The sequence below is a fragment of the Enterobacter cloacae complex sp. IR5403 genome (genome assembly GCF_049238705.1).
GTDB classification, from domain to species: domain Bacteria; phylum Pseudomonadota; class Gammaproteobacteria; order Enterobacterales; family Enterobacteriaceae; genus Enterobacter; species Enterobacter hormaechei_C.
In genome coordinates this window covers 1-10,825 of the sequence record NZ_JBMKHP010000029.1, presented here as the reverse complement: position 1 = coordinate 10,825, position 10,825 = coordinate 1, and the positions used below count along the sequence as shown (strand labels likewise).

The window sequence follows — 10,825 nt, the reverse complement described above, 5'->3', positions numbered from 1 at the left end:
TCCAGATGAATCATGATTGAAGTGATATTAATATGTTAAATCAGATAGTTAAGGTTATGCGGTTTTTCTATGGGGCATCAGTGGGGCATTTTGAGTAAATGATGCGTTCAAAATGCCCACCTGGTCATGGTTGTTCTCGGTCATCCATTTACCGTAAACCGTGAATAGCATTTGCGCTGACGAATGGCCCATCTGGTGCGCAACGAAATTTGGGTTCGCTCCGGCGACCAGTGCCCAGCACGCATATGTGTTCCTGGTTTCATAAGACCGTCTTTGTCGGACGCCTGCACGACGCAGGGCAGTGCGCCAGGCTGAATTAATGGATCCGGGGACGTAGCACATCGTCTTCTTACCGTTCATTGAAGTAATGGACGGCGAGAATATAAAGGTGCATTCATCGGTTCTCTTTTTTTTGTATTCCCGTAGGCTGACGCTTACCTTGTGGGATGCCATCATTCTGGTCAGTGGCATTTGCGCCTTGAGGGCATCAATTGCTGGCTGGGTCAGCTGTATTGTTCGAATCCCGGCGTTGGTTTTTGGCAGGGTGAAGTTTCCCTTCAGGGAATAGTTCCGTGACACTGTAACAGTCCAGTTGACAGTATCCACATCCTCCCAGGATAACGCGCTTAGTTCGCCATGCCTGACGCCTGTATTTACCGCAAAGATAACCATATTCTGAAACTGTAGCGTTGGGCAGGCCGCAACCACTCTCTGATACTCATCAGAAGTAAGAGGATCTGGAATGGGTCTTTCTTTTGCGAGAGGGGTAATACCTGCCATCAGATCAGTTTTCAGGTATCCACTTTTGAAAGCAAAGCCCAGCATCCCGCCAAGGCATGCCATATAGCTATTGACTGTAGGAACGCTTCTTCCCTTTTTGGGTGGATGATTTAGGCCATGTCTGGTCTTCTGCCAGCCGTTCAGTAGCTCCTTCCTGGCACTAAGGATATCTTCAGTGTTCAGGCTGCCGATATACCTGTGCTCACCAATTGTTTCGATAGTGGTTGTGAGGTGGCAATCGTAACGCCTCAACGTCCCGAGGCTAAGCTCCATCTCCTTAAGCCCAAGCCATTTCGATTTCAGTTCAAGTAGTGAGATTTGCTTTCTGACAGTGCTGAATTTCTCTGCGTTCGATGAATCAGGGAATTGCGAGGCATAATTGAATGTGCCTGTCTTTATCGCAAAGCAGACTGAAGCCCGAAGTTCGCCTGCCATTTTCCTGTTTTTTGGCGTGTCAGGAACGCCGAGATTTTCCCTGACACGCTTCCCATGATATATGAACCATATGCGTAACGATTCGCCATGAACCTCTACGCCTGTTGGGTATGCTGCCATAATCATTCCTCGTTTGATGTGCCAAAGGACATTTAAGCAGATATTCTCCGGCGTTTCGCTGGGCTTTGGTGCTCGATCCAGTGGTTTATCTCATCGCGGTTATACATGATTGGGCTGTTTTGCTTAGGTGCCATATCAGGGGCAACATGGCGATAATGCTTTCCCTCCATCCAGGTAGACCGGCGAGCATGCTGAATCATGTGCTTTGACATGCCGGTTGTCGCAGTTAAAAGTTCCTCTGTGACCCATTTATTCGGTACCAACTGAATAATGTCGCTCATGGTTATCTCCAGGCAAAAAGAAGCCGCCCGTAGGCGGCAATAACATCAAGGGATGTGAGGCGGTGCATCGCACCCAATAGCCAGCTCATAACTGGCTATCAGTTGCGTCAGTCGTCTTCATCTTCGTCCCAGTCCTCGTCGTAATATGGCGAGGCGAGAAGCGGGTTAGTTGCTGATAGAATCTCTCCAGCGGCACCCTGCCTCTGAAGTCGACGAAGCGCTTCGTATAGCTCGAAAGCCTCGGTTCGCTCATCACCTATATCGAGGGAACACGCCACTTTGTGTGCCTCGGTTACCAGGCTGGCTAATTTGTCTCTGATATCCTGAATAGTGCTCATATCTCTCCTCATGCCGCCCGCATAGCGCGGAGGCGTTTTAAGTGTTCTGCTGTTTCAATTTCTTCGGCGATCCGCTCGGCCTCTGCTTTGGTCAGCGGCTCGAAATCCTGATTAAAGCGGCCCATGCTGGCGATGCAGGTGCGACCGTTGCGGATGTAGTGGATGACTTCGTGGGTAGCGCGGAGGATTTTGCAGGGCGCGCCGTGGGGATCGGCGTACCAGGTATTAGGCTGGATTATCCTGAACATTGGGACCACCTTTGACGAAGATCACCCAGTGGGTTTTGTCTGACTTGCCGGTGCGCTGCCAGATGATCGGCTTCTCGTCGGTAAGCGCTAGGATATTACGTACCGGGATCTGCGTTTCGTTCCATTTGAAGATGAGCACACCGTGTGGCCACAACACCCTGAATGCTTCAGCGAATCCGGCACGCAAATCGTCGCGCCATGTTTCTTTGTTGAGCCTGCCGTACTTTTTCCCCATCCACGCGTTATCGCCGACGCGCTCGAGGTGCGGGGGATCAAATACGACGACAGGAAAAGTATTATCGGCAAAGGGAAGGGCGCGGAAATCAGCTATAAGGTCCGGGCTGATAACCAGCTGGCGACCGTCGCATAGCGTGTGCTGCTCTGCACGGATATCGCTGAAAACGGCGCGGTCATCCTTTTTATCTAACCAGAACATTCGCGACCCGCAGCACATGTCTAAAATTGCCTTCTGCATCACATCCCCCTTTGCCTGCGTTTCAGTTCAATGATGCCCTGACACTCTGCGCAATTCTGGCAGCCGGGAACCGCAATCCGCCGCTGTTCAGGGATATCATCACCGCATTCACTGCAATGCTCTGCTGATACGGCGTTACGGTCGATGCGGTGAGCGGAAAGGGCTGCGTTACGCTGAAGCTCTTCAATCTCTGCTGCGGTATCGATGATATCGGCCATGTTATGCGTCCCATTTGATGCCAGCGGACACAAGCCGCCGGCAATGCCGGATTATTTCGGCGCGGGTTACATCACCAATGCGCCACGGAGAGTAAAACGGGGTTCTGTCGATTGACTCGTCACCAGAGAACTCTGCATCATCTGCGCGACCCATTCCTTCCCAATCTGTGGTATGCAGGATCAGGGCATCATGCAGAAGATAGAAAGCATCCCAACTATCGGCCTCACCCCAGTAATCGACCTCGCATACCTGCCATTCCCGGTAATGCAAACCACCGATATAGCCTTCATCGAGAGTGAATATCTCTGGTCGGTATTGTTTCGGCATGAGCGCAATCAGCAGACGCATCGCTTCAGTGCTGAATTTCTTTTCAATGCGAGCTTTGCGATTTGTGAACTTTTGGCGAGACATAATCACTGCTCCCGGAACTGTCGGTTAATTCGATCGAAAGTGAACGCCAGCAATAAAAAAGGAGCCTTAAGCTCCCGGGTGATTAGTGCCTTCATACTTCACCGCCATTTTTTTCGGCTAGCACCAGTCTTCCGTCGCATAGAGCGCGGACGATTTCCTGATACTCCCAGCCGAAGTACATGCTCTCGACGTAGACCCGCAGAGGAGGATAATCATGCTGTTTGCGGCGAATGAAAGCATCCGCTGCTTCACGGGTAAAATGAGCGTTAATGTTCTGCCACTCTTTACGTGTACCGCAGACAGTGTGGCCGTCAAGGTCAGCCAGCACTTCCCACTGAGCATCTTCATCGAGATCAGTAAAGGCAGTGTCGCACTGGTCAATGCAGAAGGCGTTTAACTCTTCCTGCTGTTGTTCATCCAGATCGTCCCAATACTCTTGAGGGCTGTCCCATTCGCATTCTTCGAAATGGACTATCTTCGATTCGCCGTACTCTTCTGCCAGGCCATAAATGGTTGCCTGCTTCTGAACCATGAAAATCGGATCGGCGGTGGCGTGACGATTAACACCATCGCCGCGATGGTGATACCTCAAGCGCTCAATGAAATCTGCGAATGTCTCCGGAGTTAATTTCGCTCCGTCTGCTATCGAATTGCTCATGAATCCACTCCGAAGCGGCGATTAAGCCGACCTGTGTATACAACGAACTCAAGGAGGCTAACTCCCAGGGCTTCAATTTTCTTGTGATGCTTGTTGATGATGGGAGGCACCGTTTCGTTCCAGTTAGGCTTTGGCTTCTTGCGCATGGCCTGCTGGATTTCCTCTGTGCATCGGCGGCAGGCGGCGCGGATGGCGTTGTCTGTTTCTGGCGTCATGGTTAAATCCCCAAAGTGGCGACGATATCCTTCGCCGCCTCACGCGTACTGCCCTTGCTGGATATCGCCCGCCGGGCATCAACATGGTGAAGGATGAATCCGTGCTGCTCATAAAGCTCAAGAACTCGTGGCGCTGTTGAGTTACTGATAAGAACTTTCGCGCCTCGCTGGTGGGCTGCTACACAGCTTTCCGCAAGTGAAATCTGATCAGCCCATGAGAAACCGCCTGCGGCGTAATTTGTGAAACCTGCGGTACCAGGCAACGGCTCATACGGAGGGTCGCAGTAAACAACATCACCCTCACCGGTCAGCGCCAGGGTCCTTCGATATCCAGCATTCATAAAAACGCATTTATGCGACTTCTGCTTAAAAGCCTTTATTTCAATCTCTGGGAAATAGGGCGCTTCGTACTTGCCCCAGCCAACATTAAAGAAACCATCACGGTTGTATCGAATCAGGCCGTTAAAGCAGTGTCGATTGAGGAAGAGAAAGGCTGCTGCGCGCTCCGGCGCGCCCATGCGCTGGTTATTAAACTCATCCCGAAGCTCTTTGTAAGCCATCTCACTGTTGGCGCGCTCAAACAATATTTTGGCAAGCGAGCATACTCTGATGTGGTCAACTTCAAGCATCTGATAGAGGTTAATCAGATCTGCATTGACGTCAGCAAGCAGGAAAGATTCATGTTTTTCGGAGTTGAGAAATACCGAGCCGCCACCAACGAATGGCTCAACGAGGCGTTTACCGGCTGGGATCAGGCGATCCAGTTCCGGAAGCAGGGAATATTTCCCGCCAGCCCATTTCAGGAACGGGCGCTGCCAGTTGCGCGGTGCAGGCGCTTCGACTGGCAGCGCGGCGGCGATGCGCTCACCAATCCAGCGCATTACCGGTACTGCCATGCTATTGCCGATAGCTTTGTAGCGCGGCCCGTCTGGGCATTCATCAGCATCCTTCCCGCGCCAGCCGATCAGAGTGTGATTATCAGGAAATCCCTGCAGGCGCTCGCACTCAATCGGTGTTAGACGGCGAACCTGCATACCCCACCCGATAGCTCCTACCCCCATGCCTGCACGGCCGCCATTCGGCGGCAACCGCGCGTTGGCTGTGCCGTCATTTCTCACCTCGACCGTACTTCCTTCTGAGCGCCCACGGATTGCCAATGTGAATGGTTCAGTAACTATCGCGTTTTCTTGTCCGTTGTTGCGACCAAGTGTGTGTGCCAGTTCGCAATTGGTATCTGGATCCTGCGTGCCGTGCACTGCGAAGGTTTCCACTTCAAAGTCTATTCTCTGTCCTTTCGCAGTCAGGCAGGCGGCAACATCGATGTTTCCACTGGTATTTCCACCGCCGAAAGCCACAACTGGAACACCTCTCCCGGTTCCGTCCTCACTACCATCAAATCCTTCGCCCTTTAATGTGTGGCTAACGTCACCATTAGCGCACTGAGCTATCAGGTGTCCTGCTTGAGCCTGATTGTCGTCAGCGCCACACGTTCCAACGCCTCTTGCAGTAAGTGCGGCAACTGCCTTTTGCGTTTCTCGGCGCGGCGCAGAATCCCGGCGCACGCTGTTGAGCTCAAAAAGTACCGCTGCGGGATCGAATCCTTTTCGAGCACTTGCGACAACGAACACACGCTTGCGTCGTTGGGCCACTCCGAAAAATTGAGCATCAAGGACGCGCCATGCGATAACCCTTTCTGGTCCAGACACACAACCTGCGTGCGTCCATTTTCCCCCTGCTGGCTGCAACTCACTGCTTTCTCCGGCAAGTCCTGCCAGAAAGCACCCGAAGGCATTGTCTTTGCTGCTGAGTACGCCGGGGACGTTTTCCCAGACGATGATTGATTCTGGTTCACCGCGTTCGCGGCGCTTTGCGTCGATTGCATTGGCTAATTCCACGTAAGAGAGAGTTAACTGGCCGCGGTCATCAGACAGGCCTTCACGCAAGCCTGCGATGCTGAATGCCTGGCAAGGCGTACCACCGACCAGAACATCAGGCGCTTCTACTTCACCCACGCTCACCGCCTCGGCAATTTTGGTCATGTCGCCAAGATTGGTTACTTCCGGCCAGTGATGTGCAAGGACTGCGGATGGGAATGGTTCGATTTCAGAGAACCAGGCAGGTTCCCAGCCGAGAGGTTCCCACGCTTTACTGGCAGCTTCGATGCCGCTGCACACGCTTCCGTATTTCATGCCGCCTCCTGCCTTTCCCGATATTCCTCAGCGAGCCGCTGCGCCTTTAATGGATTGCTGACCACTTCACCCCATGGCATTAGCCAGCCGTTACCAATGAAGGGAAGGCACAGTGTGCCAACCGTGATGTCGTCGTGAGCGTGAGTCATAGGATGGACTCCATTTCGTCGATGTATAGGCCCTGAGCAATCAGTCGGCTACGGCGGGCGGCACGCGCTATGCACTCCTGCCGTCTACCTTCCTGCGATTGCTCAATGGCGCGCCGGGTGAACAGCCGCGATTTACCCTGTGGCGTTAAGACCTTTGGCTTCGTGACCAGGTCAAATGTCCGGTCGCAGATGCCGTCCTCGTTAAGCCATTTCTCCGACTCAACGATCTGCGCTATCTGCCCGGTGCCGCGGGTGATGCCGTTGGCGACCCGGTTAAACTCGATCAGCGTTACGCCAAACTTCTCGGCGATTTCGCTGCCCGTTACCGGGCGGCCGCGCGTCTGAATCATCCAGATAACGCGTTCACGGAGGCCGGAAAATTGCCCGGTGCGCCCGGGCCTGCGATAGAAGGGTGTGCGTTTCATTTCCACTGCTCCCCGAACGTGAAGCCGATCTCCGCCAGCGCCTCGTCCATCTTCTCGATGAACTCCGGCACCATTTCGTTGAAGTCGGACATGTACTGCGGATCCCTCTCAACGACGACGTGGTGAATGCCTTCGCGTTTCATGCGCGGGTCGTAGTTGGCAAAGAACCAGGCTTCTTTCCCGGTCACCCACATGCTGTACTGCACCTGGGCCATGTACGCAGACTTGATGGCTTCGAAACCGCCAAGGCGGAATTTCATGAAGTCGCGAGAGGTGAATGGGCATTTCAATTCGAGGCCGAAATCGTTACTGCAAAGGCCGTCAGGGGAGCACGCAGTGCGCATGCTCTCGTCACGGAACAGGATCGGAGACTCCGTGACTTTCACGTCAGTAGTGAACTCGAAGAGGGTGCGTGCGTCTTCCTCATACTGCTTCCCCCAGGCCAGCGCCTTGGCGTTAACTTCTGGCGCCACGCCAGTGCATACCTCGGCGAGCAGCGTGTGGAAGTAGGACATTTTCATGTCTGTCCACTTCTTCCCCGATCTTGGCTTGGAAATGACGTTGTGCACTTCAGAGGCAGTAATAACTCCGAGTCTCGCTCTTGCCCATGTCTCGCTACCTTGCTCAATTTGTGCGATTGGCCCAAATATTTGCTCAAATTTAATGAGCCACCTGTTATCCATATTTCCTCTCCTTACGGCAGTTGGCTCTTGGCGGGATGTTAATCCCTCTATTGTTGTAGCCATGACACCATTTGTGGATGGTTGCTGGTTTCACGCCAAAATGATTCGCCGCGGCTCCGACGCTTTCAAAACGCAATCCATCAACAAACCAGTAAAACGATGTACATCTGTTTTCGGCCTGCTTGGTAACGGTTGCCCATCTGCAATTATCTTTAGAATACGGACCTTCATTGTTCTTCCGATCAAGCTGATGCTTGGGCGTAGGAGGGAGACCCATATCTTCAAGAAATAGCTCGAACGTCAGCCATCTTTCGCAGATACCGCGCTGACTGTATTTTTCGAAGTCTTTGTTGTTTGGGTTCGTGCAGCGATTTTTCATCCCGCTCCAAATCCTGTAAACGCGGGTATTGCGCTGGCCGTGAGTGGTGTTTTTTCCTGTCATGCATCCGCAGCTGCTCATTGAGTTGCTTTTAAGCTGATTCGCGGCTCTATGGCAGGAATTACCGCACACACAAAGGCATAGATACATCCTTCTACCTCTCAGCATGTGCGAGTATTCTTTGACGGTTAAGTGCCCGTATTTTTCACCGGGCATAAGTGGATTGGCGTTCATGCTGCCGCCTTCTTCTTGAGGAAGCCTAGGGCCTTAACTGCCTCGGCTTGGGTAAGCTCGGATGAATCGCGAATATCACGACGGAAAATTTGCGAACAGACTGGGAGCAGGTTTTCTTCCCATGTCTTATCCATTGCGATAAGGACGTCGTTAATCTCCTTGATAATTTCGTCCGCTGCTGGGGTTACATCGCGTTCTGGCTGGCGTTCTGCTGAGAAGTTGATACCTTCCTCACCCTCGGTATTAACATGGTCGATGGCGGCATCCAGGCGCTCACGTCGAGGCCAGTATTTTGCTGCCTGCTTCACGACCGTCTTGAGGATCATCTGCTCTTCATCGGTGACCCATGGACACTTCTTGCTGTTGTCAGATTTGTACTTCTTCCATGCTTCAGACCGGTCACGGATGGAGTAGATGGCATCAATGCGCATCGTATGGGTGAGGTAATCACCATCGTCAGTTTTTACCGTTACATACGCCCCTACGATGTCCCCGCGCTGCTCTTCGGTATCGAAGTCGTTGTAGATGTGGATCGGCGGCTTATCGAGCCCTTCGCGCCGGAACTGGTCGTTTCTGCGAACAATTGCCGACTGACACCATTTAATGGCGCCAGACTGCTGCGCAATGTGCATCAGGCCCATGTAACTGATGTCGAGGCAAATAGCTCCTTTACGCGGTACCAAGTAAGCCAGCTTCTGAGCCGGGTTTAGCGAAATGCCGATGGCCGCAACGTTGATGATTGCGTTCTGCGTGCTGGTCTGGTTCTGGAATGCAACTTTGGCTAGGTAGTCGTTGTTCTGAAATAGTTGAATGGCGAACTGGCTTTCCTTCGCCCATACCATCCGCTCGTCAGTTGCCGCCTTAATGAAAAGCGGCTCCTGTTGTTTGACGAAATCAACAAGGGTTAAGCTCATAATCCCTCCTTAGAACGGGCAGCCGGTCCGGTGTTCCCAGTCGTATTCCGCCTGGGCGTAAGCAACTGCCGAAATGAAATCGTTGTAGGCCTCGCCAACTTTATCGCTGCGAAGTCCTTCGTATGGTCTGGAGTCAATCGGGATCGTGAAGTGGAAGAGGCCGGACGGCTCTTTTGGCATCATGTCGATGATTTGCTGCGCCCGGTCGTCGACCCACTTCTCTTTCTCGTCGGTGAGCTGCTGCTCAACCCAGCGCCGATCTTCGATGCGGTCGTAAGTGAGATATGCGTTCATGGCTGAACTCCTGAAATTTGGATGTGCAGATCCCGCCCGCAAAAAGCCAGGCCGATCGGTTGAATAGGGTGGTTAATATCAGTGAACCATCGGCTCGCCGCGCTCATTCAGCAGCACAACGACGGAATCACTTTTGATGATGGTTTTTTCGAAGATGTTGAAGGCGTACAGGCCTTTCTCAACGTTCGCAGAGGCGCGATAAGTTTTACCGTGGTGTTGCAGCATTGTGCCCGGTAAAACCTCGCCACGTGGCACTGATGCGGTGCCGTAGTGCATTCCAATCATACCTTCACCTCAACCTGTTCCAGGAGGCCAGCGATATGCATCTGCCAACGGTTCAGCACCAGTTTTTCCCGCGGTGCCGATAGCGACGTCAGTTGCCACTCGTTATCGTTGAGCTTTTTGGCGGTGTACTGCTTTCCGTTGTGGGTGACTGTCATGATACCTCCCGAGCGCGGAGCATTGCGTCGGCAATGTGATACGCATCTTCGGCTAATTCTTTGTATTGTGGTGATTCCGGGCCGCCACCAAACGAATGGCCGTCCCATCTGCGCACAATGGATGCCATAGCCTTAGCCGCGAAGTAGTCACGCATGGTTATTCCACGACCACCAAAATCATCGCTGTCCCATGAGTTAATTTCAGGAGTACATACTCCTGATTGTGGAAACGCAGGGCCTCCAGTTTTATTGCTCATAAATCCTCTTGGCCTTATCGCGGCGAACGGAACGGTTAATACAAGACTTCTGCGCTAATGGGCGGTGGATGGCCGCCGGTTGTCATAACTAAGCCGCCTCGGTGAAGCGACTGAGGTATGAAAAAACCCGCCGTAGCGGGTCTTCAGAAATAGTCTTTGTGGTCGTGCATCGCTCGCTGGAGGATCACCTTTGCATCTTCGAAGTTGGCAGATTCAAAAGCCTCTCTTATGGCCTTAGCCAGGCAAGTCGCATCGCTTTCATAGTCATCAGCTCTGCTTTCCCAGTTTGATGCCTCTTCTTCAGCCTCATAAAGGCGATCGCCATACTCGCACTCGAGTTCCTGGCGCACTTCATCACGAAGCTTCTCCTTGATGATTTCGGAGGCTTCTTCAATCGGCATTGTTTCCAGAATCGTCTCTGGCTGATGAGTGCCGTATTTCAGTGAGATGTCAGTAGCAAACATGCAACCTCCAAAAAAATGCCCGCGCGCTGGCGGGCCAAGAAGACTTTTCCAATCCAACCAGAACAGGATCATCGTCTCCTGTGCGGTTGAGATGGCAGTATTACCATCACTGAAGTGGTCAACAAAAACTGGCCACCGCGTTAGAGTTTTTCCAGTATCGGTTTTCTGATTCGTTTGGCGTTAACCCACCATTATATTCGTGCGGTCTTAGTGCGCT

At 52.5% G+C, this 10,825-nt stretch carries 20 protein-coding genes; all 20 read right to left on the bottom strand.

Annotated elements, in window-relative coordinates; translation table 11 throughout:
* Positions 1-54: 54 nt before the first annotated feature.
* Complete coding sequence (locus ACOTW6_RS21665; RefSeq protein WP_421766298.1) at positions 55-1,335, bottom strand: Arm DNA-binding domain-containing protein; 1,281 nt, start codon at positions 1,333-1,335, stop codon at positions 55-57.
* Positions 1,336-1,367: 32 nt separating this feature from the next.
* A complete protein-coding gene (locus ACOTW6_RS21660; protein ID WP_022650951.1) occupies positions 1,368-1,616 on the bottom strand; it encodes an excisionase family protein in 249 nt (82 codons plus the stop codon).
* A gap of 107 nt (positions 1,617-1,723) precedes the next feature.
* Positions 1,724-1,954: a hypothetical protein gene (locus ACOTW6_RS21655; RefSeq protein ID WP_148369139.1), complete on the bottom strand. Its 231-nt coding sequence runs from the start codon at positions 1,952-1,954 to the stop codon at positions 1,724-1,726.
* 8 nt (positions 1,955-1,962) lie between these two features.
* A complete protein-coding gene (locus tag ACOTW6_RS21650; protein WP_148369141.1) occupies positions 1,963-2,202 on the bottom strand; it encodes a DUF4222 domain-containing protein in 240 nt (79 codons plus the stop codon).
* On the bottom strand, positions 2,180-2,677 hold the full coding sequence (locus ACOTW6_RS21645) for a class I SAM-dependent methyltransferase (RefSeq protein WP_148369143.1): 498 nt from the start codon (positions 2,675-2,677) through the stop codon (positions 2,180-2,182). Before ACOTW6_RS21645 ends, ACOTW6_RS21650 begins: the two co-directional genes overlap by 23 nt.
* Positions 2,677-2,895 (bottom strand): TraR/DksA family transcriptional regulator, encoded by a 219-nt coding sequence (locus ACOTW6_RS21640; protein WP_148369145.1) that lies wholly within the window; start codon positions 2,893-2,895, stop codon positions 2,677-2,679. Before ACOTW6_RS21640 ends, ACOTW6_RS21645 begins: the two co-directional genes overlap by 1 nt.
* A gap of 1 nt (position 2,896) precedes the next feature.
* A complete protein-coding gene (locus ACOTW6_RS21635; protein ID WP_148369147.1) occupies positions 2,897-3,307 on the bottom strand; it encodes a hypothetical protein in 411 nt (136 codons plus the stop codon).
* A gap of 91 nt (positions 3,308-3,398) precedes the next feature.
* A complete protein-coding gene (locus tag ACOTW6_RS21630; protein WP_148369149.1) occupies positions 3,399-3,965 on the bottom strand; it encodes a hypothetical protein in 567 nt (188 codons plus the stop codon).
* Positions 3,962-4,180 carry a hypothetical protein gene (locus ACOTW6_RS21625; RefSeq protein ID WP_045307574.1) on the bottom strand — a complete coding sequence of 73 codons (219 nt, stop codon included), beginning with the start codon at positions 4,178-4,180 and terminating at the stop codon, positions 3,962-3,964. Before ACOTW6_RS21625 ends, ACOTW6_RS21630 begins: the two co-directional genes overlap by 4 nt.
* Before the next feature lie 2 nt (positions 4,181-4,182).
* Complete coding sequence (locus ACOTW6_RS21620; protein WP_235143970.1) at positions 4,183-6,369, bottom strand: Dam family site-specific DNA-(adenine-N6)-methyltransferase; 2,187 nt, start codon at positions 6,367-6,369, stop codon at positions 4,183-4,185.
* Positions 6,366-6,518: a DUF1317 family protein gene (locus tag ACOTW6_RS21615; RefSeq protein ID WP_045348785.1), complete on the bottom strand. Its 153-nt coding sequence runs from the start codon at positions 6,516-6,518 to the stop codon at positions 6,366-6,368. The genes ACOTW6_RS21620 and ACOTW6_RS21615 overlap by 4 nt, the downstream gene beginning before the upstream one ends.
* Positions 6,515-6,943, bottom strand: coding sequence for a regulator (locus tag ACOTW6_RS21610; RefSeq protein WP_421766297.1), 429 nt, complete (start codon positions 6,941-6,943; stop codon positions 6,515-6,517). Before ACOTW6_RS21610 ends, ACOTW6_RS21615 begins: the two co-directional genes overlap by 4 nt.
* Positions 6,940-7,626, bottom strand: coding sequence for a lambda exonuclease family protein (locus ACOTW6_RS21605; protein WP_062932847.1), 687 nt, complete (start codon positions 7,624-7,626; stop codon positions 6,940-6,942). Before ACOTW6_RS21605 ends, ACOTW6_RS21610 begins: the two co-directional genes overlap by 4 nt.
* Positions 7,619-8,239, bottom strand: coding sequence for a helix-turn-helix domain-containing protein (locus ACOTW6_RS21600; RefSeq protein WP_062939343.1), 621 nt, complete (start codon positions 8,237-8,239; stop codon positions 7,619-7,621). The genes ACOTW6_RS21605 and ACOTW6_RS21600 overlap by 8 nt, the downstream gene beginning before the upstream one ends.
* Entirely contained in the window at positions 8,236-9,153 is a 918-nt protein-coding gene (locus ACOTW6_RS21595) for a recombinase RecT (protein WP_062932849.1), read from the bottom strand. The genes ACOTW6_RS21600 and ACOTW6_RS21595 overlap by 4 nt, the downstream gene beginning before the upstream one ends.
* A gap of 9 nt (positions 9,154-9,162) precedes the next feature.
* On the bottom strand, positions 9,163-9,447 hold the full coding sequence (gene gamL / locus ACOTW6_RS21590; protein WP_062932850.1) for a host nuclease inhibitor GamL: 285 nt from the start codon (positions 9,445-9,447) through the stop codon (positions 9,163-9,165).
* Positions 9,448-9,525: 78 nt separating this feature from the next.
* The gene (locus tag ACOTW6_RS21585; protein ID WP_044856894.1) at positions 9,526-9,732 is read right to left on the bottom strand and encodes a cell division protein FtsZ; all 207 of its coding nucleotides are present in this window, start codon (positions 9,730-9,732) and stop codon (positions 9,526-9,528) included.
* Positions 9,729-9,887 carry a hypothetical protein gene (locus tag ACOTW6_RS21580; RefSeq protein ID WP_017693159.1) on the bottom strand — a complete coding sequence of 53 codons (159 nt, stop codon included), beginning with the start codon at positions 9,885-9,887 and terminating at the stop codon, positions 9,729-9,731. The genes ACOTW6_RS21585 and ACOTW6_RS21580 overlap by 4 nt, the downstream gene beginning before the upstream one ends.
* Positions 9,884-10,144, bottom strand: coding sequence for a hypothetical protein (locus tag ACOTW6_RS21575; RefSeq protein WP_142745172.1), 261 nt, complete (start codon positions 10,142-10,144; stop codon positions 9,884-9,886). Before ACOTW6_RS21575 ends, ACOTW6_RS21580 begins: the two co-directional genes overlap by 4 nt.
* 143 nt (positions 10,145-10,287) lie before the next feature.
* Positions 10,288-10,680: a hypothetical protein gene (locus ACOTW6_RS21570; protein ID WP_200480922.1), complete on the bottom strand. Its 393-nt coding sequence runs from the start codon at positions 10,678-10,680 to the stop codon at positions 10,288-10,290.
* Positions 10,681-10,825 lie beyond the last annotated feature (145 nt).